The organism is Candidatus Blochmannia ocreatus, from assembly GCF_023585745.1.
GTDB classification, from domain to species: Bacteria; Pseudomonadota; Gammaproteobacteria; order Enterobacterales; family Enterobacteriaceae; genus Blochmanniella; species Blochmanniella ocreatus.
Map to the genome: position 1 here is coordinate 1 of NZ_CP097762.1, position 26,057 is coordinate 26,057.

A 26,057-nucleotide genomic window follows, 5' to 3' on the forward strand; every position below is an offset into this window, starting at 1 on the left:
GGTCGGAGGTTCAAATCCTCTCTCGCCGATATAAATGTTTATATGAAAAATATTGTTGATATTTTATTATTAGCTAATTTTATTTCACATTAAAGTGTGATAAATATTAAATAGATGGAGTAGTATATGGTTTATTTATTAAATTATGCTTTGAATAAGTTATGTCACTAATATATAAAATTATGTATTTTAATGTATAAAATAGGTTTTATATATTCTTATGAAATGCAATCCTTTATTGAAAGATTCTGTATTGCCGTTGTTTTCGTCTATTAGCCCAGAGCATGTAGCAGAAGCGATGCAAACAGTTTTAAATAATTGTTATTCTACAGTCGAGAGAATAGTGTCTACCCAAGATGTATCTTGGAATACAGTATATTATCCCTTGATGATTGCTGAGAATGCTTTGCAACGTACCTGGTCTTTAATAGCACATTTAAATTCAGTAAGTAATAATTTAAAATGGCGTAAGGTATATGAAGATAATGTATTATTTATATCGGAATATAAAACTTGGATAAGTCAGCATTTTGGTTTGTATACGGTTTATCAAATATTACGAAATCATGATACTTATCCATATTTAAATATAATGCAAAAAAAAGTTTTAAATAATGCTATAAATAATTTTAGGTATTCAGGTGTTACTTTATCCAAATCAAAAAAGAAAAGGTATTTACATATTCAATCTGAATTATCAAAATTAAGTTTTAATTACGCAAATAATGTATTTGATGCAACAGCTAGTTGGAGTAAATTAATTTCTGAAAAAACAAAACTTTCTGGTATACCAGATCAGCAATTAGAAATAGCTTCTTTAGAAGCGAAAAATCGTGGACATAAAGGTTGGATATTTACATTACAATATCCTAGTTATTCTTCTGTACTGTTATATTGTGATAATAGAGAATTACGAGAAGAGATGTATTGGGCGTTTAATACACGAGCTTCCGATCAAGGGCCTGATCGTGGTCAATGGGACAATACATTAATAATAGATGCAATTTTAACATTGCGTCATGAGTCGGCAAAAATTTTGGGGTTTAATAATTATTTTGAGAAATCTTTAGTTAATAGGATGGTGCGTTATCCAGAACAAGTATTTAATTTTCTCACATATTTATATAAAAAAATATACCATAATGGATATCAAGAATTTATAGAAATAGAAAATTTTGCAAAAAAAAAATATTCTTGTATGTCCTTAAAACCCTGGGATGTATTGTATTTTCGAGAAAAACAGAAAAAGTATCTTTTTTCTATTGATCACGAAAAGTTACGATTTTATTTTCCCGAAAATATAGTGTTAAATGGTATTTTTACAATAGTAAATTGTATTTACGGTATTTCTATTAAAGAGCGTTATAATATTGAGACTTGGCACCCAGATGTGAGATTTTTTGATATTTTTGATAATTTAGGAGAATGGAAAGGAGGATTTTATTTAGATCTGTATCATAGAGATAATAAATTTGAAGGCGCTTGGATGGATGATTTGGTCAGTTTTATGTATTATAAAGATGATCCAGTGAATCAAAAACCTATTGCATGTTTGATTTGCAGCTTCGATCCAGTACGTAGAGGGACAAATACTTATTTTTTTACACACAATAATATTGTTACTTTATTTCATGAATTTGGACATGTATTACATCATATTATGACGTGTATAAATATTCCAGAAATATCTGGAATTCGTGGTATTCCTTGGGATTTAATAGAATTACCCAGTCAATTAATGGAAAAATTTTGTTGGGAATCAGATATTTTGCAATTAATTTCTATGAATTTTGAAACAAAAAGAAGTTTATCTAATGCTACAATTAATAATTTGTTAAAAACAAAATTATTTTTTTCGTCATCTGATTTATTACATCAAATAATGTATGGATTATTCGACGCTCGAATACATTATGAGTATATTCCAGGAAAATCCGGACAAGTACTAAAAATATTTAATGAAGTGCGAAAAAAAATATTAGCACATTCTAATGCGATGGATTGGGAGAGATTCCCGCATTCTTTTTTACATATTTTTTCTAATGATTACGCTGCAGGTTATTATAGTTATTTATTATCGGATGTTTTAGCGTCTAATGTTTGGATGCGTTTTAAAAAATTAGGAATATTGCATCCAAGTATTGGAAAATTATTTTTTAATGACATCCTATCTATAGGGAGTGTTATTAATTTAGAAAAATGTCTTATGGATTTTTGTGGACATGAAATTACAGTAGAATCTATATTGGAACATTATAATGTTCCTACGCATAAAGTTGTGTATAATAAATATAAATAAACCATTTTTTAGTAAAATTTCGTGGTTTTCTTCAGAATCATTTAATATTGAAATATATTTCATATTTATCATGTATTTATATAAATAACGTGGTGTGTTTACATGTGATATTTTATAAGCACATTTATATTGTTACTTAATTTAAGTAGATATATTCAATTAATTTTTTTTTTTGATTTTTTTAATAAAAAGATACTGAATAATATTCAGTATTCATATTACATATTTATATGTGTTAATAATTTATAGAAATAAAAATTATTTAAATATATTAAATATGGTAATTCGACTAAAAATTCAACAGTATTATCATTAATAATAGTTTATTAATTGGATTGTGTGATTTCAATTGACACAGTAGTGTTTTTTAAAAAATTATGGCAACATACACAATATTAATTGTTTATATTTGAATATACTTATGCAATAATTTAAGTGTAGACCAGTAAAAACTACCGCTTAAAGTTATAGATACCGGAAAAGTTAATGACCAGGTTATTAGAATATTTTTTATTGTTTTTATTTGTATACCTTTCCAATTTTGGGTTAACATACTGCCAGTAATAGATGAAGATAGTATATGGGTGGTAGAAACAGGCATACCCACATAACTAGCTGTACTGATAGATATAGCTGTGGTCAGTTGTGTTGACAATCCTTGTGCGTAAGTCATTTCTTTTGTGCCTATTTTTTCTCCTATAGTGATAGCAACTCGTTTCCAGCCGATTATTGTTCCTAAGGATAATGATAATGCAACTGCAAAAATAATACACGTTGGCGCGTATTCAATTGTATACAGTAAATTTTCTTTTAAATTTTTAAGAAAATACTTATCATGATGTGATGTTTCTGGCAGATCTATGATTTGATCTAGTATATCTACTATATATATCAGTAATTGTCTTATTTGAAGACGTTGGGTAGTATTCAATTTTTTATAATCGTCCAAATTATTCAGTAATAAGGAGATGTTATGCATCATGGTTAAATTTAATGAGAAATCATGAAAAATTTTTTTTATCTGTATATCTGTTTGTATCGGATTGTTATTATAACATGCAGCATGTTTATCATTGTAGATAATAGTTTGTATTGATTTCTCAATAGAGGGGAATAGTATTTTTAATTGATTAAATGCTCTTGTGATAGGCATGGATATTATTTCTGATGGTACAATATTTCTAAAGCTGTTGTTATGTTTGATATAATATTCTTGAAAATCATTAATAGCATGATTGGTGCGGGCGATATCATAATTGCTAGAATTTAAATTTAGCATAAAGCTCGCAGGGGCTATTCCTATTAAAAGTAACATAATTAGCCCAATACCTTTTTGTCCATCGTTTGCGCCGTGAGAAAAACTAACTCCAGCTGCTGATATAATTAACATGGTGCGAGTCCACAGAGATGGTTGAGATTTTCCGTATGTTTTTAATTTTTTTGTTGGAGTGGTATGGATACTATCATATCCTGTGTAATCGCAATACTTATATAATATTAACATTATTAATTTAGCAAGTATTAGACCGATGATTGGTGATATTATTAATGATAAAAATATTTTTATTAGTTTTGAAATATTTAACCCATGTGTTATTGGGCAGTTTGTGATTATTGCATGAGCAAATCCAATACCTATTAATGCTCCAATAAGAGTATGAGAACTAGAAGTTGGTAATCTCAGATACCATGTTCCAAGATTCCATAATATTGCTGCAAATAATATTGAAAAAATCATTGCTAAGGTATTATTCACACTAGTGTTTGTAAAGAAATATGTTGGAAGTAAATGAACAATTGTATATGCTACACTTAGTCCACTTAGCGTAACTCCTAAAAAGTTAAATACTCCTGATATTAATACTGCATTATGAGGACGTAGTGCACAGGTGTAAATTACACTGACTACAGAATTAGCAGTATCGTGGAAACCATTAATAATTTCGTAAATGAAGATAAGAGTCAATGCAAGAATTAACATGACTCTAACATATGTATCTAAATTGAAAAGAAAATATGACATAAGAAATACGCTATTATTAGAATAATAAAAATTATATTATGCATGAGATTTATTTAGATAAAAATAAAATTATATTTTTATGATAATTATATAGAATTGTTGTCTTGTATAATTTGGTATTTTTAAAAAATTTTCTCATGTTCTTTTCCTATTTTATTTATAGTATGGCATAAGATATTTATTAATTTTATATTTTTATTGTATACTAACTATTTAGTTAAAAATATTAATTGTTTTAAGTAAACAGAATAATTTTTTCAAGTCATTACATATGTTTATTGAATATAATTACAATATATCAGTGTTATTAATGTAATTAGTATAATAATATTATTTATTTACTGTATGTCAAATAGGTTAACTTTTATTAAAAAGTGTTACAATTTAGCATATGTAATGCGCGTTAATCAACCTATTGGTTTTTTCTTGTTGTTGTGGCCCACTTTATGGGGTTTGTGGTTATCAAAACAAGGTATACCTGACACTACTATATTAGTGATATTTATTATTGGCGTAATATGTATGCGTTCCGCGGGTTGTATTATTAATGATTATGTAGATTATAAAGTTGATAGTTGCATAACTCGCACTAAAGGTCGACCCTTAACTACTGGTCAACTTTCTAAAAAGGGAGCATTAATAGCATTAGTGGTATTACTGATAATTGCATTTATATTAATCTTGTATTTAAATGTGATCACTATATTTCTGTCGTTAATAGCCTTAATACTATCTGTAGTATATCCGTACCTTAAGAGGTATACTTATTTTCCTCAAGTAGTATTAGGGATATTATTTAGTTGGCCCATTTTAATGACGTTTACTGCAATCGATAAATCTATAGACAGTATTATGCTTTGGTTATTATTTCTAATGAATTTTTTATGGGTAATAGTTTATGATACGCAATATGCTATGCTGGATAGGGAAGATGATAAAGAGATAGGTATAAGATCTTTAGCTGTATTTTTAGGAAATATGGATACATTAGTAATAGGAATATTGCAATTTTTTATTGTTTTTATTTTAGGGATTATTGGGTATCTTGAAAGATTTTTTATAGAATTTTACATATTTTCATTATGTGGGGTTATTATGTTATTTATTTGGCAACAAATGTTAATTAGAACACGAGAGAAAAAAAATTATTTTCGTGCATTTTTAAGCAATAATTATGTGGGTATGCTAATATTTTTGGGGATTTTTATTAGTTTTTATTAAAATTTTTTATGCAATGTTAATGCACAGAATGGTGGTAATATGTTTTATAATTACAAATTTATCAATAATGTTGTGTGATTAATTAAATCAGTATAGAACTATTAAATGAATTTAATTACTGCATTAAGATTTGTGAATGTATGCTAATGTAATTAATCAATAATAAAAATTTTTCGAATAAAAAGCAGTTGTGATATACATATATGTTGTTAATTTTAATTAAATGATATAAAGCTATTTTATATTATTATTTTTATATTTTAAGATTTAAAATGTGTGTGTAATTTAACATTGAAACATTTTGTGCATAATCCATGTGCTTCTATTGTATTATTAAAAATAATAAATCCTGCTATTTTTGCCATACTTTGTAAAATTTTTTCAATTTCTTTTGTTGTTTGTTCAGTAACTTGTTTGCAACTATTGCAAATAAAGAACGCAAAGTTATGTGATAATTCATAAAAATAGTGACATAACATAAAACTGTTAGTGGATTCTATACGATGGATAAATCCTTGGGCTAATAAAAAATTTAAGGCTCTATAAATAGTAGAAGGTTTAGCATGTGGAAATTCGGATTTTCTTAATAGACGCAATAAATTATATGCGCTGATAGCCCCCCCATTGCATTGTGAAATTAATCTCAATACAATTAAGCGTTGTGGTGTTAAACGTACACATCTTTTGTCACATAAATTTTTAATTTGTATTAAAAGTTTTTGGGTATTATTTTTCATATTTTCCTTAATTATTTTCTGTTGTATTATTAAGTAATAGATTACATAGTATTAACGAAACAGTATATATATGATATATATATAGTAATTAAATAAATTTAAAAGATAATTATTTAAATTTTTTTTTCGAGGCGTTGATTAATTATATTTAATATAATATCAAATTTTATGATTTAAAATATATAGATATTTAAACAATATTTTTTGTACATTATATATAGATATATATGCATAAATTAGTATATGTGTAATTGAAGTTTATTTAATTATTATAAAATATTAAATAATCGTTAATATTATTATTATTATTATGTTTGATATTTGTTGATGAGGTAATAGCTATAGTTTATGCTAAAAAAAGAGAAAATTAATGTTCTAAAAGACTCCTATAATCAGGATGTTAATAACATAAAATCACCCCCTTATTCAATAGAAGCTGAACAATCTGTTTTAGGTAGTTTAATGCTAGATAACAGTCATTGGGAGTATATATCAATACAATTAAATGTTAATGATTTTTTTAATTATGCTCATCGTATAATCTTTAATGAAATGAAAAATTTATTAGAAATTCATAAACCTATTGATTTAATAACATTAGCAGAATCGTTAGAAACACAAGGAAAATTAGAATCGATAGGAGGATTTGCATATTTAGCTGAATTATCAAAAAATGTTCCTAGCGCCGCTAATGTAGGTGCGTATGCTGATATTGTGCGTGAACGTTCTGTAGTACGTAATATGATTGCTATAGCTAATAAGATTGCTGACGCTGGATATAATCCTAAAGGACGAAGTAGTGATGAGTTATTAGATTTGGCAGAATCGCTTATATTTCAAATGTCACACAGTAAGAGTAATTATAATCTTAATCCTAAAAGTATAGATGTTATGTTAACAGATGTAATATCTCGTATTGATCAGGCACGTAATAGTAGCCTTAAATATGGTATTACTGGAATATCTAGTGGATATAAAGATCTTGATAAGAAAACTGATGGTTTACAAAAATCTAATTTTATTATTATTGCGGCGCGCCCATCTATGGGTAAAACAGCGTTTGCTATGAATTTATGCGAAAATGCAGCGTTAACTGAAAAAAAACCGGTGCTAATATTTAGTTTAGAAATGCCTGGTGATCAAATTGTGACGCGTATGTTAGCATCTTTATCAAGAGTAGATCAAATACGCATTCGTACAGGGCGTTTAGACGATATTGACAAAAAAAGGATTAAAGATTCTATGCAATTGCTTTTAGATAGACGAAATATATATATTGATGATTCATCCTATTTAACTCCTACTGAGTTGCGAGGCCGAGCGCGTAGATTATATCGTGAACATGATGGATTAAGTTTAATTATGATAGATTATTTACAATTAATGCGGGTTCCATGTTTATCTAATAATCGTACATTAGAAATTTCAGAAATTTCTAGATCATTAAAGGCTTTAGCTAAAGAATTAGAGGTGCCAGTTATAGCAATATCTCAGTTAAACAGAGGTTTAGAACAAAGAATCGATAAGCATCCGGTAAATTCAGATTTACGTGAATCTGGCGCTATTGAACAAGATGCTGATCTTATTTTGTTTATTTATCGCGATGAAGTATATAACGAAAATAGCGCGATGAAGGGTGTTGCAGAAATTATTTTAGGAAAACAAAGAAATGGTCCTATTGGTACCATACGATTAGTATTTCATGGACAATGGTCCAGATTTGATAATTATACCGATGTTAGTCAGTATTGAGAAAAATTTTCTATATTATTTTTAATACAGTTTATAATATTCTATATGTATCTTACATTAATTTTTTTATTAGATACTTAGTAGATTAAATTTTTATGTATTTTACATTATGTAATAAGAGCATTATATTAATGCATTAATTTTTCGTATAGATAATTTGTACATAATTTTTGTAGATATTCAATACTTATTATTATAAGTAAGTTTATTTAGTTAAAAAAATTAATTTTTTGTCAATTATTTTATAATTTATACGTTTTTGTGATATGAATATGCATAAAAATAAGTGTTATGCTAATTTATCGGAGGTATTGTGGTTAATAGAGGTATTAATAAAGTGATTTTAATTGGTTATCTTGGTCAAGAACCTGAAGTACGTTATATGCCGAATGGTAATATAGTAACTAATATTTCTATAGCTACTACACAATCTTGGAAAGATAAGCAATCTGATATGTTTAAAGAAAAAACTGAATGGCATCGTGTAGTATTATTTGGAAAATTAGCAGAAATTGCATCTGAATATCTCCATAAAGGTTCCCAAGTATATATTGAAGGATCATTACATACTAGAAAATGGCAAAATCAAAATGGACAAGACAGATATATAACTGAAATTATTGTGAATATTGGAGGCACAATGCAAATGTTGGGTGCACGTAATAATGTACCTGGTAATGTTTCTGATAATAAAAATACGTTAATTGATAACAATGAAAAATTGCTGGAAAAAGAATCAACGGTTGAAATCGATGATGATGATATTCCTTTTTAGTATAATATAAGTATATATTGTCTATATGATATGTTTAAATATAAAGTGAATCATACTATATATGATATATCATATTATATTTCAACAAATAATATAATGATTCATTATGTGGTCATTTGTATAGTGATAAAATAATGCATAAAATATTATTTTATGAGTGAATATTAGTTATTGATAGATGTTATATTTTGCGGTCTTATACTTATTTTATAAAAGTAATAATATTAATGCATTAAGTGTCATGAATGTGTTTATATAAAAGTAATTCTGCATTAAATAATAGTATTTATATAATTAATTAGTTATTTTTAAAATTAATATTGATTATGTCGAGCAAAAATTATAACACATATGTGGTTGATATTGTATCAATATTATTATTATTCTGATTCTGTACAAATACGGTTGAGATTTTAAATGATGGAGATTTTTTTTACAATTCTTATCCTGATTTTAGTTGTTTCTATATCAGGAGTAATGATACGAATTTTTCCATTTCAAATGCCTTTACCTTTAATGCAAATTTTATTAGGAGCGGTTTTAGCATGGCCACGATTTGGTTTACATATAGATTTTAATCCCGAGTTATTTTTATTGCTGTTTATACCTCCTTTATTATTTTCTGATGGCTGGAAAACTCCGATGCGGGAATTTTTACGGCATGGTGGGGAAATAGTGATACTAGCATTAGTATTAGTTATCATTACTGTAGTGGGTATTGGTTACCTAATTCATTGGATAATGCCAGAAATGCCGCTTGTAGCAGCATTAGCTTTAGCTGCAGTTTTATCCCCAACTGATGCAGTAGCTTTATCTGGTATTGTTGGGGAAGGACGTATTCCTAAAAAATTAATGGATATTTTGCAAGGAGAAGCTTTAATGAATGATGCATCTGGATTGGTTTCGTTAAAATTTGCTATTTCAGTAGCTATGGGGACTATGATATTTAGCATCGGTGGGGCTTCCATAGAATTTATTAAAGTGTCAGTAGGTGGTTTGTTAGCCGGGATAATTATTACTTGGTGGTATAGTAAATCATTAAGATTTATTACTCATTGGAGTGGCGGTGATTCTGCTACTCAAACAATATTATTATTGTTATTACCTTTTGCAGTATATTTAGTTGCAGAACATATTGGCGTGTCTGGAATCTTATCATCAGTGGCATCTGGGATGACGATTGGACAATCTGGAATTATTCGTAATGCACCATTAAATATGCGTTTAAGAGGAAATAGTGTATGGGCAATGTTAGAGTTTGTATTTAATGGTATGGTATTTATTATGCTTGGATTGCAATTGCCTGATATTTTATTTACTTCTATGTTAGAAGCATCTATGGACCCAACTATTAAAACGTGGATGTTATTTATATATGTAATTCTTATTTATGCTGCATTAATGGTACTTAGGTTTGGGTGGTTGTGGTTGATGAAACATATAAGTTTATATTGCGCGCAGAAGTTCACTATGGTATTTAGTGAGTATAGTACACGAGAAATTTTAATTGCTTCTTTTGCAGGAGTACGTGGGGCTATTACTTTAGCTGGTGTGTTGTCAATACCTCTGTTTTTGAAAGATGGTTCGATGTTTCCGTGTCGTTATCAGTTAGTTTTTATTGCTACTGGAGTGATTGTATTTTCTTTATTATGCGGGGTATTTGTACTTCCATGGTTATTGCGAGGAATTGTTGTATCTGATAAATTATTACAGAGAAAAGAAGAGCGTATGGCTCGATCTATAGCAGCAGAAGTAGCTATTGAAAGTGTATATAAGTTAGAAGAAAGATTAGTAAATAGTCAAGAAGAGAATATTGATAGTCAGATTGTTAATGAAGTAAGCGCACGTATTATAGGAAATTTGCGACGCCGTATTAATGGGAATAATGATGTACATTTTATGTTAATAGAAGAATTAGAGAGACGTATGCGATTAAGTGCGTTACGAGCAGAACGAGGAGAATATTATCATTTAAGAGCACAACAGAAAATTAGTAATGAAACATTAGTTAAATTATTACGTGATTTAGATTTTTTAGAAGCTTTGTTAGTGGAATATGAATAATATTTGTAAATTAAATTAATTTAAACAGGAAATTAGAATTAATATAAATTCTTGTTAATAAGTGTATAGTTTTAACTGTCAAATAATACTTATTATAAGTTTGTGTTGTATTTTTATACATTTTTGTGTAAAAGTGTTTTATATTTAATAAAAAGTACTGTAGCATATAGATTATGGATTTTTTATATATATAGCATATAATATACTGGTTTTAAAAAATCAGTTTAAAAATAAATTTAAATAAAGATTTGTATTGTATAATATGAAAAGGTATTAATATTAATTATTATTATTTTGTAATATTGTTATATATAACATAAGTAATTGATATATGTTTTTAGTTATATTAATTTATATATGCTCAATGCAAGTAATGTTTTGCGTTGAGTTTTGTTTTTATCAGTAAGTAACTTCATGGAGCAGGTTATTAACTTTTAACAATATGTTGGAGATATAATTCTCACATTATATTTTGTTTTTATCTGTAAAATGTAAAAATATTTTTAGTTTATTGCCAAATAAGAATTTGGTTTGTTTTTAGAAATTTTCAGGAGTTGTCTTTGTATTAATTTATTAAATTACAATAAGTTAATAATATATTTAAAAATAAAAACTTTATCTCAATAAAGGGGTAACTAACTACTATGATAAAAAAATTCAAAATTACCCTTGCTTGGAAAATTTTTTTTGCATTAAACTTGGGTATTATTGTAGGAATCGCATTACATAATCAATTAGAATTAAGAGATTTAGTGGTTACTACATTTCTTGCTCCGGCAGGAGAAATTTTTATTCGTATGATTAAGATGATAGTTGTTCCTATTGTAATGGCTACTTTAATAGTGGGAATTGCTGGGATTGGCGATGCTAAAAAACTCGGAAGCATTGGCTTAAAAACTATTATTTATTTTGAGATTATCACGACAGTTGCAATAATATTAGGAGTGGCTTTAGCGAATTTATTGCATCCAGGACATGGAATTGATATGTCTGTGTTATCTAAAACAGATATCTCGATGTATGAGGATACTACGTCTAAAATACAATCTAATTTGGTGGGTACTATGTTATCTTTAATCCCATCTAATATTATTAGTTCTATGTCTACGGGAGACATGTTACCCGTGATATTTTTTTCAGTGATTTTTGGTCTTGGTTTATCTGTACTGCCTGATAAAACTAAACTTCCATTATTAAATATTTGTAATTCTGTTGCAGATACTATGTTTGAAGTAACGCATATAGTAATGCGTTATGCTCCAATTGGAGTATTTGCTTTAATTTCAGTTACAGTGGCTACATTTGGTTTTAGTTCTTTGTTACCGCTTACTAAGTTAGTATTATTAGTATATGGAGCTATTATTTTTTTTGCTTTAGTTGTGTTAGGTATAGTAGCGCGTATATGTAATCTTAGAATTTTGAAATTAATTTTTATTTTAAAAGAAGAACTTATTTTATCTTTTTCTACTGCTAGTTCAGAGACGGTCTTACCCCGTATTATAAAAAAAATGGAGGCTTATGGTGCACCTGCGTCTATTACAGGATTTGTGATACCAACAGGTTATTCGTTTAATTTAGATGGGTCAACTTTATACCAAAGTATTGCAGCAATTTTTATTGCACAATTGTATGGTATTGAATTGTCTTTAGGACAAGAAATTATTTTAGTACTAACTCTTATGATAACCTCTAAAGGTATTGCAGGAGTTCCAGGAGTATCATTTGTGGTGCTTTTAGCTACATTAGGTAGTGTAGGCATCCCTTTAGAAGGATTAGCTTTTATTGCAGGAGTAGATAGAATATTAGATATGGGTCGTACTGTATTAAATGTTATTGGTAATGCTTTGGCAGTATTAGTGATAGCAAAATGGGAAAATCAATATGACTCTAAACAAGCACTGGATTATGAAGTTAAAATGTTATCAAAGTAAAATAATTGTATATTTGGTATTACTATAAATAATTATAAACCATATAGCATTATATTATAATATAATGCTATATGGTTTATAGCAATTAATTATCCTTGTCTATTTTGTGTATTTGGTATTTTTTATAAAAATTTTTATATATTATTACTAATAAATTATATTTCAAAATTTTATTAAGTATAATAATATATATTATGTAATATTTTATTTTTGTTTGATGATTTATTATTATTAATAATAATCCTAATTTGTAGGCTTTATTGCAATTGCTTCAATTTCTATATTAGCATTTTTTGGCAATCTGGATACTTCCACGCATGAGCGAGCGGGTAAATGCATTTTTTTGCCAACAGAATGTGTATAAAAAAATTTTTTGTAACTATTATTAACATCAGGTAAATCATCTATATTTATTAGAAATAATGTAGTTTTGATAATATTTTCTATTTTTAGATTTATAGTATCGATGATATTTAAAATATTTTGTAGTGCTTGATAGGTTTGATCATAAATATTATTTGGAATAATATTTGTGTTAGGATATATAGGAAGTTGTCCAGATATAAATATCATATTTTGTGTATTTATTGCTTGAACATATGGCCCAGTTGGGATAGGAGCATTATTTGTATTAATAACTTCTGATTTCATAGGTTGTTCCTAATTGTGTTTTATGCAAAGTGTTGAATTTATAATAGATAATTTTGTTAATTTTTTATTAAATACATATTTAAACTGAAAATCTATAATATATTTAAGTTATGGAATTAACGTAGCTATCATTAAGGCTTTAATAGTATGTAAACGATTTTCTGCTTGATCAAATACTATGCTATGTGTAGATTCAAAAACGTCATTTGTTACTTCTAATCCATTATATAAATTATATTTTTTTGCGATCTTTTTTCCAATGGTAGTTTCTTGATCATGCAAAGCAGGTAAACAATGTAAGAATTTTATATTTGGATTATTCGTATTTTGCAACATATTAAAATTAACTTGATAAGGAGCTAGTAAATCAATACTTTTCTCCCATCCTTTTTCATTTTCTCCCATAGATACCCATACATCAGTATATAAAAAATCCACATTTTTTACTCCATCATTAATATCTTCAGTTAAAATAATATTTCCATTGTTTTTTAACGCAAGTTTTTTACATTTATTAAATAGTTCCTGTGTCGGCCAAAATGCCTTAGGAGCAATTAATCTTAAATTAAAACCCATTATTGCTGCAGCTTCTAATAAAGAACAGCTGATATTATTTTTTGTATCTCCAACATAAGCTAGAATCATTTGATTGAATGTTTTATTTGGTGCGTGCTCTTGCATGGTTAATAAATCAGCTAGTAATTGTGTAGGATGAAATTGTGCAGTTAGTCCATTCCATACTGGAATTCCAGAATATTTTGAAAGAATGGAAACAATATTTTGATGATATCCACGATATTGAATTCCATGATACATACGACCTAATATTCTAGCAGTATCTTTGATAGATTCTTTATGTCCCATTTGACTAATATTTGGAGTCAGACAAGTTATACGAGCGCCTTGATCAAATGCTGCCACTTCAAATGCGCATCGTGTTCTAGTAGATTGATTTTCAAAAATTAAAACTAGATTTTTTTTATTGAGTTTTTGTGTTTCAGTATGTGTATTTTTTTGATGTTTTAGTGTGGATGCTAATTTTAATAAATATTTAATTTCTTCTGCATTAAAATCTATTAAGCGCAGAAAAGACCGTTGATATATTGGATTCATGTGATGTTTTACCTGTTTATTTATATAAATGATTAAATTTTATTTAAAATAAAATTTTTTCATTAAAATGAGTACTATTATAATACAAAATGTTTAATTATATAGAAATTAGTTTTTATTAAAACACGAAATAACAATTGTTTTTAATTTAGATGTATTTAGATTAAATTAATTTTGGAATCAATTTAATTATAGTATATGATCATATAAATGGTGATTTAGTGTAGTTTCAATTATTCCATTACATGGAATACAGTTATTTCTAGAACTTATGAAGTTTTTTGTATTGTTAATAGTTGCTCGTATAATTGTTTTTTTGTTTTTTTATAATTGTTTAATAGTGTTTTTTTATTTAGTATAATAGTGCTAGGGGCTTGTTTTAAGAAATTATCATTTTTTAATAGTGTTTGTATTACTGTAATTTTATTATTTATTAGTTCTAGTTCTTTATGCAGTTGATTTAGTTTAATTTTTTTATTGAAAGTATGTGGTATATATACCAATAATTTTGTAGTATCTACTGATATATTAACGTGTTGTGAGTGGTTTTGGTATGTTGGGTTAATATCTATATTTTTTAAGTGGGCTAGTTTACATAAAATATTGTAGTTATTTGTAATACGTTTTATAATTTTTGATGAAGCATGTTGAAATGCTATTTGTAATGCTGCTTTATGGGTTATATTCATTTGCATACGCACGGTACGTATTGTGCTAATAATATGTTGTATCCATTCAAAATCTATTATTGATTCTTTATCAATAGCAGATACATCATATTTTGGAAATGGTTGTAGTGTAATAGTTTTTTCAGAATTTCCGGTGATTATTTTAGTTTTTTGCCATATTTTTTCTGTAATAAAAGGGATAACAGGATGTGCTAATTTTAATATTAATTCCAGCAATGTGATTAATGTATAACGTGTACCGCATAATTCAGATTTACTACCATTATGGAGTATTGGTTTAGTAAATTCTATGTACCAATCGCAAAATTGGTGCCAAATAAATTCGTGTAAAATACTAGCTATTTTATCAAAACGATATATTTCTAATTGTTTATGGAATTGTTGTATTGTTTGATGAAATTTTGTCATTATCCAGCGATCTGCTAAAGAAAAGGTTTTTTTTTCTCCAGAAAAACCACAATTTTTATTTTTAGTATGTGTTAACACATAGTGACTGGCATTCCATAATTTATTGCAAAAATTATGATAACCTGCTAGTCTTTTCATATCCCAGTGTATATCTCTGCCGGATGAAGATAAAGCCATTAGAGTAAATCTTAAGGAATCGGCACCATAAGGTTTAATACCATTGGGGAATTGTTTTTTGGTACATTTTGTAATCTCTTGTATTAATTGGGGTTGTAAAACATTAGTGGTACGTTTTTTTAATAAATTTTTTATTGAAATTCCGTCTATTATATCTAGTGGATCAATAGTGTTTCCTTTAGATTTAGACATTTTTTTGCCGAATTCATCGCGTATTAACCCGGTTATATATACAGTTTTAAATGGAATTTGTGCTATTCCTTTATGATTTTTTATCAGATTCATAGTTAGCATTATCATACGCGCAATCCAAAAAAATATAATATCAAATCCACTTATTATGATATTAGTAGGATGAAAAGTATGTAGTAAATCAGTATTAATCGGCCAACCTAGACTAGCAAAAGTCCAAAGACTTGAAGAAAACCATGTATCTAATACATCATTATCTCTATTTAGATGTATGCTATCATTAAGTTTATTTTTTATTCTTATATCTTGCTCACAATGTCCTACATATATTTGATTATTATCACCATACCACACTGGTATTTTATGTCCCCACCATATTTGCCGCGAAATACACCAATCTTGTACATTATGCATCCAACTAAAATACATATTTTTATATTGTTCTGGAACAAAATTAATTAAATTATTTTCTACTGCGTCAATTGCTTGTTTAGCTAAATTTTTAGTACGTATATACCATTGATCAGTTAATATAGGTTCTATTATAGTTCCAGTGCGATTATTACACGGGATCATCATATTATGACAAGGTTCAATTTTATGTAATAATTTAAGTTTATTAAATTCAGCAACTATTTTAATCCGTGCATCGTTTATATTAAGATTATGGAATTTTTTTGGAATACTACAGGAAGTTTTTTTTTGTATATCACCATGATGATCATAGAAAAATTCCGGATGTTCCAGAATTTTTCCCGTTAATGACATGATATTTATCATAGGTAATTTATGTTTTTTCCCTATTATGTAATCGTTAAAATCGTGTGCTGGAGTTATTTTAACGCAACCGGTTCCTTTTAACATATCTACGTTATCATCAGCAATTATAGGAATACGTCTATTAATAATTGGTATGGTAACATACAGTCCAATTAATTTATTATATCTTGTGTCTTCTGGATGCACTGCAATTGCGGTATCTCCAAATATAGTTTCTGGACGTGTTGTGGCAATAATCAGATGCTTTATATTTTCTTTTTTAGAACTGTGGTTATTGATGTAGCGTTGATAATAATAATTATCGTGATCTAATGGGTAATATATATACCACATATGACCGTGCATTTGTTTATTAGTAACTTCTAAATCGGAAATTGCAGTTTGTAATTTAGTATCCCAATTTACTAATTTTTTGCCTTTATAAATTAAATTCTTTTTATACATTTTAATAAATGCTTCTCTTACTGCGTAAGACATTTCTGCATCCATAGTAAAACGTTTTCTTTTCCAATCTATTGAATTTCCTAGTCGTTTCATTTGATAAATGATAGATATTTCCAATTCTTTTTTCCATTCCCAAATTTTTTCTATAAACTCATCACGCGTATAGTTATCTTTAGTTTTTCCTGTATCATTATAAATTTTATTTTCCATTAGTATCTGTGTAGCAATGCCAGCATGGTCTGTTCCTGTTTGCCATAAAGTATTTTTCCCCATCATTCTGTTATAACGAATCAGTATATCCATGATAGTATGTTGAAAAGCATGACCTAGATGTAATTGTCCTGTAATATTAGGTGGAGGCATCATAATGCAATAATTTTCTTGTGAAACATTTCCATTATGAGAACTGAAATAATTTCCTGTGTCCCAAAAATTATAAATTGATTCTTCTATGGTTTTAGGGTTATATATTTTTTCCACTATATGATTACTCATGAATTGGTACGTGAATAATATTTAATTTAAATCCATGTTTTTTATAGGATTTATATCGATTTCTTGCCCATACTTTCAAAGTATTAGTGATAGGGACGAAATCTATAATTTCGTTAAAATTGAAAAAGAAGCGCATGTTTTTTTTCATTAGATTTACTAGTATATCTCTTGATTGATAATCATAATAGTGTTCTCGCCAATAAATTAGAATTGGAGTGTGTTTGTTATTTTTTTCAAATAAATCATGTGGTAGAAATGTATTATTATCATATATCCATAAAGCTTGATTGATTTTTATAGCTTGTTCTTTAGTATCACAGGTTATTAAAATACTTTTATTGGATCTCCATTGTTCACTTATTAACTTACAAAAAAAATTTTCTGTAAAGTATTTAAACGTATTGTTTTTTTGCAGCGCTTGAGGCAGTATATAGAAAATTCCATGTTTCATATGTTATATGAATTTTAGTTGTATTTTATATATCAATATTATTATTAAGTATTGCATATAATATATAGTGACATTATTTTAATTTATTAAGTAAAAATTGTGATAATAGTGTTACAGGACGTCCTGTAGAACTTTTATTTAAATCATGAGAGATCCATGCTGTTCCTGCAATATCTAGATGCGCCCAGGGATATTTAACAAATTTTTGTAAAAAACATCCTGCAGTAATAGCTCCAGCAGATCTACCACCAACGTTTGTCATGTCAGCGCATGTAGACTTTAATTGGTTTTGAAATTCTTCGTGTAATGGTAATCTCCAAATGTAATCTTTGGTTTGTTGCGATGCAAAGATTAAATCTTTGGATAATTTTTCTTCATTGCACATAAGTCCGCTAAAATGATTTCCTAAAGCTACTACACAAGCTCCAGTAAGTGTTGCTATGTCTATCACTATACTAGGTTTATATCGTTTTGCATATGTTAGAGTATCACATAAAATTAAGCGTCCTTCGGCATCAGTATTTAAGATTTCTATAGTTTTTCCGGAAAGAGTGGTCAAGATATCACCTGGACGAAATGAATTACTGCTTATCATGTTTTCGCCAACAGCAAGTATGCCAATAATATTCAAGGGCAACTGTAGTTCTGCTGCTATATACATGACAGCATATACTGCGGCCGCTCCACACATATCATATTTCATTTCATCCATTTTATGTGCATCTTTGATAGAAATGCCACCGGAATCGAATGTTAATCCTTTTCCGATTAAAATTATAGGATCGGAGATTATATCAGATTCATTTTTATGTCCTTGATATTTAATTATAGGCATTATCGGAGGATAATTTGATCCTTGGTTTACTGCTAAATAAGCATTCATTCCTAATTTTTTCATTTCTGAAAAATCTATTATATCAATAGAAATGTTATTATATTTGGACAGTTCTTGTGTTTGTTCAGCAATATAGTTAGGAGTGCAAAAATTAGGAGGCAAATTTCCTAAATCTTTAGCTATATTCACGCCGCGTGCTATGACGATAGCGTCTTTAATAGCTTGTTGACAATACTTCAGTTCATTTATATTAGGAATATATAAAGTTATTTCATTAAGTATGGATTTAGATTGATTTTTTTTATTTTTGAATTTATTAAAAACGTATAATTCCTCATTTACAATTTCTATTGTTTGTCTTATTTTCCAATAATTGTCACATCCTGGAAGGTTGAATTCACTTAGTAATAACAATATTTTAACTATAGGTATATTTTTGCATGCAGTGACAGCTGCATGAATCACTTTTTTATATTGATTTTGGTCAAAAGAATTCTTTTCCCCGCACCCTATCAATAAAATTTGTTTATTGTATAAATTAGGTACATCATACAAAAACAAAGTTTGTGTAATTTTTCCTTGTAGTGCTTCACGATATAATAATGAGCTTATATATCCATTGCTTATATTATCAATTTTTTTTGTAGATGGGAATAAATATGATTTTTCAAATACACCTGTAACCACACAACTATCAGAAAAAGAATCTATATAATCATCAGTAATATTAAATTTTATCATAATTTTTTATATATTTGTATGTATATTTATATACTATTATCATTTAATAGTATTTGATTTTTTAACAAAATGTTAGATTAATGATATCTCTGTCTCGTGGACATTTTTATATTATTTTAATATAAAGTTTATTTAAATTACAAACTAATATATGTATATTAGTTTGATTACAATAATTTTTTATTATTATACGTTATTAGTGTTTTATATAAAAACAAGTTTTTTAAAAAATGACATTTATTAAATATATACTAAAAGCAGTGTTTAAAAATCAATTAATTATTTTAATAATATTATTTATGGTATGTTTTTGTCAAAAATTAATAAAATTATTAGGTTTATTAGAAAATGCGAATGTTTCAATGTATTTAATTGTTTTATGTCTTTTGTTAAATATTCCAGAATTAGGAAAATTAATTATCCCTTGTAGTACATTTTTAGGGGTGTTAATCACTTTTTATCGATTGCACGTGCATAATGAAATTATAGCTATGTATTCTTGTGCTGTAGATAAGGTATTATTAATAAAAAGTATACTTATTTTTAGTGTTATTATTGCTGGTTTTTTTAGTATTGATTTAGCATGGTTGTCTCCTTGTTGCGCGTATTATCAAAATAGATTGTTGTATGATATTAAAGATAGTATTAATTTCAATGACTTTTGGGAAAAAAAAATTTATTCGTTAGATGTTGCAAAAAATTTAATTTTATTTATAGATTCTGTGCATGATCAAAAATTGAAGGATATTTTTTTATTAAAAATACATCGGGATAAAGATGTAAGTACTTCCATTATTGTTACTGCGGATTACGGTAATATTAAGCAACAATCTGACGGGTTGAAAACAATTGTTTTAGAAAATGGGGTATGTTACGACTTATATTATAAGAATGAGGTGTACAACAATGTATTTATTACGGATTTTGCGCAATATGAAATGTTGGTAAATCCTGTATTTCGAAAAATTTTTAAACAAAAAAAATCCATTGATTATATGTCTATGCGCCAATTATGGTATTGTGAGCAATTAGAGGCACAAATAGAGTTAAATTGGCGGTTAACTTTGTTAATATCTATTTTTGTTATGCCAATGACAGCAATGTTTTTAATTACTAATTTTTCAAACAGTTATTTGTTTAAATTTTTATTGGGTATGTTTTTGTATATATTTTTTTTCGTTTCACATATTATATTGCATTATTATATTATTGTTGATGAAACAAATTCCATATTATGGATATGGTTATTTAATGGTCTTTATTTAACAATAATATTTTTATGTAACATGTGGAATACTGTTTTTATGAAAAAATTGGTTGCAATTATGTTCAAACATCATTCTTATATGTAAATATAAAAAATCTATGTGCGGTATTTTAAATAAATATATTAGAGCAATATTATTTTCGAGTATCACGGTAGTGTTTTTAATATTAATATCGTTATCCAGTATTATCCGATTAGTTGATGAATTACGAAAAATAGAAATAGAAAATTATTCTATATTTGAAGTAGTTATCTTTATTATTTTAAGCGTTCCAAAAGATTTTATATTATTTTTTCCTATTGCTGTTTTGTTAGGTGGACTTATAGGATTAAGTATATTTGAGACACATAACGAATTTATAGCAATTCAGTTATTTGGATATAGTAAATTTCAGATTTTTATATCAGCAATAAAAGCCGCTATGCCTATATTACTATGTAGTTTGATATTTAATGAATGGTTAATGCCAAATAGTGAAAAAATGATATATAAATATCGTGATCATTCCCAAAATAATTTTTATTTAGTTTCAGAAAAAATAAAAAATTTTTGGTTTAGAGATAAGGATAATTTTGTTCATGTAGAATGCGTGACGACATACGAAGAATTACTTGGAGTAACTTTATATAATTTTAATAAAAAACAAAAATTAAATAAGATTTTTTATGCTAAACGCGCAATATTTATAAATAAAGTTTGGAATTTATTAGATGTAACTGAATTATGTATATCTGAAAATATGCATACTATTAATAATAGTAAATTTTCATGTGTTGAATGGAATATACAGTTAAATCCCAAGATATTATCTATGATAACGGTTCGTCCCAATATTTTGTCTATTTCGAATTTGTATAATTGCATTAAATATTTTAATCAGAACAGGCAAAATTCCAGGCATTATCAGATTATTTTTTGGAATAAGATATTATCTCCTATTTCTGGAATAGTAATGATGTTCACTGCATTAACATGTACTTTTGGTCCGTTATATCAAAAAAAAATGGGATTTAAGTTATTTATAGGAAGTATAATAGGCTTTTTATTTTATATTTTAAATCAAATATTTAGTGTATCAAGTGCTGCGCATAATATTTCTCCAGTATTTTCTGCATTAATCCCTAGTATAGTGTTCTTATTATTAAGTATTATGATAATACGTATATATTCTTAGTAAATAAAATTTTAGATTTAGTGATTATTGTATTATTTTATTTGATCTAAAAACATATTTTTAGATAAATCTCGTAACCATTTGTGAGAAGGAGAATGATTATTTTTAGAATGCCATGCTTGAATAATATTTCTTTTACCCAAACTAAAATTAGTATAGAAGCATGTTATTGGTATATTTAATTTCTTTGTTATTACTGATATGAATGCTGGAATTATTGCTAGTATATCTGAATTAATTACAGTATTTATGGTAGTAATATATTCTGGAGTAGTGCCAACTATATGTCTTTCGGACCAAAAATATTTTTCTTGTTCGTTTGAATCGGCTGAGTATTCATTTTTAGTTTTGATGAATTGATATTTTAATAAATTATCTACATTTTTGTTTTTGGATAAAATTGGATGATTTTTTCTACATATTATGCAACATTTTGATATATAAATGGTCTTAATGGTAATTTCTGGATTAAGCGCACGCATTTCTCCTATATACAAGTCTATTGTATGGTTTCTTAAAAAGTTATCATCATAATCTGCGTCATTTATTAGATTAATGAAGATATTAGGGGCAATTTCTTGCATTGTTTTAAACAGTATAGTGTTTAAAATAAAAATAATAGTATTATTAGCAGCAATTGTAAATTTTGTAACAGTGGTCTTAGGGTTGAACTCAATATTTTTATTAAATATTGATTCAATACGATTTACCAATTCTTTAATATTTGGTTTTAAATCTGTAGCTTTAGGAGTAGGTATTAGTTTAGTGCCACTACGTACTAAAATTTGATCATTAAACAAAATACGTATTTTGTTTAATGATTTACTGATAGCTGGGGCAGTAACATTTAATTTTTTTGCAGCTAAATTAACACTATTATCTTCTAATAATGCATTTAGAACTATTAATAAATTATAATCAAAATTATTCATATAATAATAAATGTTGCATTATATAATATTTGTTTATCAAGTATTATAAAGTATAAATATATAATAGTAAAATATATTAATATGATACAATATAATATTGTTATCTACAATAGTAAAAATATTGATTTATATTTTTGATATGTACAGTTATTATTGTTATACATATATTAATATAATTGATATTATTAAAATATGTGTTATTATATTATAATAAGTGCTATATTTAATGATATAAATATAGTATGAATGTTTTTTAAGTTTTGTTTTTATGAAAAAATATTTATTTGTATTTTACCGAAGTGGCGAAATAGGTAGACGCAATTGACTCAAAATCAATTATCTTAAGTGGTGTGCCGGTTCGATTCCGGCCTTCGGTACTTTCAATCTTGGTGTTGTCTCAAGGAGTTTGATTTTTTAATTATGGTTATGTTATAACATAACTAAAAATTTTCTAAAAACTATGTCATTATTTTATTATAAACCACGTTTTTCAATTAGCATGAAAGTATTTATTGCTTCCAGTTTCATTCGTGTATTATTAATATTAGTAATATTACTATTTTTTTGGTTTGCTATTCTTTGGGCATCTTTGTTGCCATAAGGATTAAATATGAAATATGATTAAGTTATATAATTTAATAACAGGTTATAACACCAATAAAATTGGTGTATCTATAACTGGTTGCATTAAGCCAGGAAGTATGATTGCTATTGTCGGACCAAATGGGATAGGTAAATCAACGTTGCTAAAAACATTAGCTGGATTATTACCCCCAATATCTGGTAGTCTAGAACTTTCAAACAAGACTAATCCTTTGAGTATAAGTTATTTACCCCAAAAAATTACTATAGACCTGAATTTTCCATTAACGGTATTTGATGTAGTGTCTATGGGTTGTTGGCCTGGAATATGTTTAATAAAAAAATTAGACAAAAAACAATTAGCTATAATTTGGAGATCTCTGAAACAAGTAAAATTATTAAATACATTGAATCAGTATATTAGTAATTTATCGGGTGGACAAGTACAACGCATGTTATTTGCCAGAGTTTTAGTGCAAAAATCTTCTTTGATATTATTAGATGAACCGTTTCAAGGTGTAGATTTAGATACCTGTAATATGATGATATCTGCTATTAAAAAGCTTTGCAAATTTGGACACACAGCGATTGTTGTATCGCATGATATTAAATTTATAAATAAGCATTTTTCTGATATATTTTTGTTGACTAGTTCTTGTAGAACTTGTGAGTTATCAATGTAATTGAATGTTTATAAGTATTACAATTAATTAGATTCATTTTTTTCGTGTCTTATTATGTGTTTATAATATCTCAATTGAATTGAGAATAATAAAATTGTATATGATTATTCATATGTTGTTTGATCCTTTTATTAATTATGGATATATGCGTAGAGCTATCGTTGCTTGTTTCATATTGTCTATCAGTATGACTCCTATAGGTAATTTTTTAATATTGAGACGAATGAGTTTAATAGGAGATGCGTTGTCTCACGCTATATTACCAGGAGTAGCAATAGGGTATTTTTTTTCAGGAATGTCGTGTATTACTATGAGTATAGGCGGATTTATTTCAGGAGCAATTGTCGCAATATTATCTTATTGGGTTAGTGAAAAAACATTATTACAACAAGATGCTAGTTTTTCTGGATTTTATCTTGGATCTTTATCTTTTGGAGTGATACTAATATCATTACATGGATCTAGTATAGATTTATTAGAATTGTTATTTGGATCAATATTGTCTGTAAGTATATTACATTTAAAATGTATTGGAATTATTAGTGCGATAACTTTATTTATAATTTCTATATTTTATAGAGCTTTAGTGATTGCAACATTTGATCCAGATTTTTTAATTACTAGTAATATTCAGCATTTTTGGATAATTCAAGTAATTTTTTTATTAATATTAATGATAAATTTAATAGCTGGTTTTCAAGTGATTGGAACTCTGATGTCTATTGGTTTGATGATGTTACCTAGTTTATCGGCTCGGTTTTGGGTAGATGGTTTGATAAATTTATTATTATTATCAGTATTTATTGCGTTGTTATGTTCATGGATTGGATTATTAGGAGCTTTTTATATGTCTTTACCTGCTGGTCCTGTTATTATATTTTTTAGTAGTTGTGTATTTTTTTTATCAGTGTTTTTTGGGAAAAATAATGGCATTTTATTTATTATATGTAAAAAAAAATAATTTTCATTTGTCATTAAATTTTAATATTTGATATGTATTAATTATTAGTGCTTATAGATTAATAATATTTAAGTAATTCATTTATATAGTATCCATTGGATAACACAGATTATTTATAAATATATTTTATTTATACGCATGTCTTTAGTTTATTTTTGTTTTTTTATATAAAAATCCGGGAAAATAATGAATTATTAAGTGATTAGTGTTGTGTATTTTAATACATATATATTTATGCATAAAATGGTTTAATGTTTTAATTATATTAAAGCGCAGGTGTTATACAAATACCTTGGTAGTAAGTATTAAATAATATTTAATTTAAACAATTAAGCTTTATTTTTTTTATTATTAAAGGTATTAGTTTTTAAATTTTAAAGTGTTTATTTAATGACTTTAAAATTAAGTTAATTAAAAAATTCATTTTATGAAACATTGTATGATGTTAGTGTACATATTTATTTTTTATAAAAATTTATATTTTTAAATATAAATGAATTTTAATATTAAAGTTATTAATTCATTTTCTAAGAAATTAGGTGTTTATTTTTAATTGTAGTTAATTATTAACATTAACGTATTGTATTTATAAAGACAAATTTTTTATTTTAATTAAAATGAATTAGTATGTTATATACTGTATTATTACTGGACCATTTATAAAATTTTTTATATTTAT

19 protein-coding genes and 1 tRNA gene are annotated in these 26,057 nt (G+C 26.5%); 12 read left to right on the forward strand and 8 right to left on the reverse strand.

All coding sequences use genetic code 11. The features are described from left to right. Positions 1-220 precede the first annotated feature (220 nt). Positions 221-2,299: a M3 family metallopeptidase gene (locus tag M9405_RS00005; RefSeq protein WP_250223248.1), complete on the forward strand. Its 2,079-nt coding sequence runs from the start codon at positions 221-223 to the stop codon at positions 2,297-2,299. A 403-nt stretch (positions 2,300-2,702) separates the two neighbouring features. On the opposite strand, the gene M9405_RS00010 is transcribed toward M9405_RS00005, so the two are convergent. Continuing rightward, complete coding sequence (locus M9405_RS00010; protein WP_250223249.1) at positions 2,703-4,322, reverse strand: inorganic phosphate transporter; 1,620 nt, start codon at positions 4,320-4,322, stop codon at positions 2,703-2,705. Between the two features lie 345 nt (positions 4,323-4,667). Between M9405_RS00010 and ubiA the strand changes: the two genes are divergently transcribed. After that, entirely contained in the window at positions 4,668-5,543 is an 876-nt protein-coding gene (gene ubiA / locus M9405_RS00015; RefSeq protein ID WP_250223250.1) for a 4-hydroxybenzoate octaprenyltransferase, read from the forward strand. Between the two features lie 260 nt (positions 5,544-5,803). Here the strand turns inward: ubiA and zur are convergent, their stop codons facing one another. Further along, the gene (zur, locus tag M9405_RS00020) at positions 5,804-6,280 is read right to left on the reverse strand and encodes a zinc uptake transcriptional repressor Zur (RefSeq protein ID WP_250223251.1); all 477 of its coding nucleotides are present in this window, start codon (positions 6,278-6,280) and stop codon (positions 5,804-5,806) included. Positions 6,281-6,628: 348 nt separating this feature from the next. Here zur and dnaB point away from each other — a divergent pair, with 348 nt between their 5' ends. From dnaB to gltP, 4 genes are all read left to right on the forward strand, one after another. Next, positions 6,629-8,032 carry a replicative DNA helicase gene (gene dnaB, locus M9405_RS00025; protein WP_250223252.1) on the forward strand — a complete coding sequence of 468 codons (1,404 nt, stop codon included), beginning with the start codon at positions 6,629-6,631 and terminating at the stop codon, positions 8,030-8,032. Between the two features lie 313 nt (positions 8,033-8,345). Then, positions 8,346-8,807: a single-stranded DNA-binding protein gene (gene ssb / locus M9405_RS00030; protein WP_250223253.1), complete on the forward strand. Its 462-nt coding sequence runs from the start codon at positions 8,346-8,348 to the stop codon at positions 8,805-8,807. A 420-nt stretch (positions 8,808-9,227) separates the two neighbouring features. Then, entirely contained in the window at positions 9,228-10,871 is a 1,644-nt protein-coding gene (locus M9405_RS00035; RefSeq protein ID WP_250223573.1) for a Na+/H+ antiporter, read from the forward strand. A gap of 647 nt (positions 10,872-11,518) precedes the next feature. Continuing rightward, positions 11,519-12,802, forward strand: coding sequence for a glutamate/aspartate:proton symporter GltP (gene gltP / locus M9405_RS00040; RefSeq protein WP_250223574.1), 1,284 nt, complete (start codon positions 11,519-11,521; stop codon positions 12,800-12,802). A gap of 243 nt (positions 12,803-13,045) precedes the next feature. On the opposite strand, the gene M9405_RS00045 is transcribed toward gltP, so the two are convergent. The 5 genes from M9405_RS00045 to M9405_RS00065 all read right to left on the reverse strand — a co-directional run bounded on the left by M9405_RS00045 (position 13,046) and on the right by M9405_RS00065 (position 19,778). Then, positions 13,046-13,453: a Rid family detoxifying hydrolase gene (locus M9405_RS00045; RefSeq protein ID WP_250223254.1), complete on the reverse strand. Its 408-nt coding sequence runs from the start codon at positions 13,451-13,453 to the stop codon at positions 13,046-13,048. 108 nt (positions 13,454-13,561) lie between these two features. Further along, positions 13,562-14,566 carry an ornithine carbamoyltransferase gene (gene argF / locus M9405_RS00050; RefSeq protein ID WP_250223255.1) on the reverse strand — a complete coding sequence of 335 codons (1,005 nt, stop codon included), beginning with the start codon at positions 14,564-14,566 and terminating at the stop codon, positions 13,562-13,564. A 269-nt stretch (positions 14,567-14,835) separates the two neighbouring features. Then, a complete protein-coding gene (locus M9405_RS00055) occupies positions 14,836-17,736 on the reverse strand; it encodes a valine--tRNA ligase (protein WP_250223575.1) in 2,901 nt (966 codons plus the stop codon). A 7-nt stretch (positions 17,737-17,743) separates the two neighbouring features. Continuing rightward, positions 17,744-18,202, reverse strand: coding sequence for a DNA polymerase III subunit chi (locus tag M9405_RS00060; RefSeq protein WP_250223256.1), 459 nt, complete (start codon positions 18,200-18,202; stop codon positions 17,744-17,746). Between the two features lie 73 nt (positions 18,203-18,275). Next, positions 18,276-19,778 carry a leucyl aminopeptidase gene (locus tag M9405_RS00065; protein ID WP_250223257.1) on the reverse strand — a complete coding sequence of 501 codons (1,503 nt, stop codon included), beginning with the start codon at positions 19,776-19,778 and terminating at the stop codon, positions 18,276-18,278. 230 nt (positions 19,779-20,008) lie between these two features. On the opposite strand from M9405_RS00065, the gene M9405_RS00070 reads away from it, so the two are divergent. Both M9405_RS00070 and lptG read left to right on the forward strand, forming a co-directional pair. Beyond that, positions 20,009-21,130, forward strand: a complete 1,122-nt coding sequence (locus tag M9405_RS00070; protein WP_250223258.1) for an LptF/LptG family permease — start codon at positions 20,009-20,011, stop codon at positions 21,128-21,130. A gap of 13 nt (positions 21,131-21,143) precedes the next feature. Beyond that, a complete protein-coding gene (gene lptG, locus M9405_RS00075) occupies positions 21,144-22,220 on the forward strand; it encodes an LPS export ABC transporter permease LptG (protein ID WP_250223259.1) in 1,077 nt (358 codons plus the stop codon). Positions 22,221-22,252: 32 nt separating this feature from the next. Here the strand turns inward: lptG and M9405_RS00080 are convergent, their stop codons facing one another. Further along, positions 22,253-23,152, reverse strand: a complete 900-nt coding sequence (locus M9405_RS00080; protein ID WP_250223260.1) for a LysR family transcriptional regulator — start codon at positions 23,150-23,152, stop codon at positions 22,253-22,255. Positions 23,153-23,445: 293 nt separating this feature from the next. Here M9405_RS00080 and M9405_RS00085 point away from each other — a divergent pair. The 4 genes from M9405_RS00085 to M9405_RS00100 all read left to right on the forward strand — a co-directional run bounded on the left by M9405_RS00085 (position 23,446) and on the right by M9405_RS00100 (position 25,378). After that, positions 23,446-23,529, forward strand: a tRNA-Leu gene (locus tag M9405_RS00085). Positions 23,530-23,612: 83 nt separating this feature from the next. After that, positions 23,613-23,753, forward strand: a complete 141-nt coding sequence (locus M9405_RS00090; RefSeq protein WP_250223261.1) for a hypothetical protein — start codon at positions 23,613-23,615, stop codon at positions 23,751-23,753. A gap of 16 nt (positions 23,754-23,769) precedes the next feature. Continuing rightward, positions 23,770-24,417, forward strand: a complete 648-nt coding sequence (locus M9405_RS00095) for a metal ABC transporter ATP-binding protein (RefSeq protein ID WP_250223262.1) — start codon at positions 23,770-23,772, stop codon at positions 24,415-24,417. A 100-nt stretch (positions 24,418-24,517) separates the two neighbouring features. Then, on the forward strand, positions 24,518-25,378 hold the full coding sequence (locus tag M9405_RS00100) for a metal ABC transporter permease (protein ID WP_250223263.1): 861 nt from the start codon (positions 24,518-24,520) through the stop codon (positions 25,376-25,378). Positions 25,379-26,057: the final 679 nt, after the last annotated feature.

Bases quoted from the DNA above. Each gene is read 5' to 3' on its own strand.
- zur (WP_250223251.1), bottom strand. From the start codon at position 6,280: ATGAAAAATAATACCCAAAAACTTTTAATACAAATTAAAAATTTATGT.
- argF (WP_250223255.1), bottom strand. From the start codon at position 14,566: ATGAATCCAATATATCAACGGTCTTTTCTGCGCTTAATAGATTTTAAT.
- M9405_RS00080 (WP_250223260.1), bottom strand. From the start codon at position 23,152: ATGAATAATTTTGATTATAATTTATTAATAGTTCTAAATGCATTATTA.
- lptG (WP_250223259.1), top strand. From the start codon at position 21,144: ATGTGCGGTATTTTAAATAAATATATTAGAGCAATATTATTTTCGAGT.
- M9405_RS00010 (WP_250223249.1), bottom strand. From the start codon at position 4,322: ATGTCATATTTTCTTTTCAATTTAGATACATATGTTAGAGTCATGTTA.
- M9405_RS00045 (WP_250223254.1), bottom strand. From the start codon at position 13,453: ATGAAATCAGAAGTTATTAATACAAATAATGCTCCTATCCCAACTGGG.
- M9405_RS00065 (WP_250223257.1), bottom strand. From the start codon at position 19,778: ATGATAAAATTTAATATTACTGATGATTATATAGATTCTTTTTCTGAT.
- M9405_RS00070 (WP_250223258.1), top strand. From the start codon at position 20,009: ATGACATTTATTAAATATATACTAAAAGCAGTGTTTAAAAATCAATTA.
- M9405_RS00060 (WP_250223256.1), bottom strand. From the start codon at position 18,202: ATGAAACATGGAATTTTCTATATACTGCCTCAAGCGCTGCAAAAAAAC.
- M9405_RS00005 (WP_250223248.1), top strand. From the start codon at position 221: ATGAAATGCAATCCTTTATTGAAAGATTCTGTATTGCCGTTGTTTTCG.
- M9405_RS00090 (WP_250223261.1), top strand. From the start codon at position 23,613: ATGTCATTATTTTATTATAAACCACGTTTTTCAATTAGCATGAAAGTA.
- dnaB (WP_250223252.1), top strand. From the start codon at position 6,629: ATGCTAAAAAAAGAGAAAATTAATGTTCTAAAAGACTCCTATAATCAG.
- M9405_RS00035 (WP_250223573.1), top strand. From the start codon at position 9,228: ATGGAGATTTTTTTTACAATTCTTATCCTGATTTTAGTTGTTTCTATA.
- ubiA (WP_250223250.1), top strand. From the start codon at position 4,668: ATGTCAAATAGGTTAACTTTTATTAAAAAGTGTTACAATTTAGCATAT.
- M9405_RS00100 (WP_250223263.1), top strand. From the start codon at position 24,518: ATGATTATTCATATGTTGTTTGATCCTTTTATTAATTATGGATATATG.
- M9405_RS00095 (WP_250223262.1), top strand. From the start codon at position 23,770: ATGATTAAGTTATATAATTTAATAACAGGTTATAACACCAATAAAATT.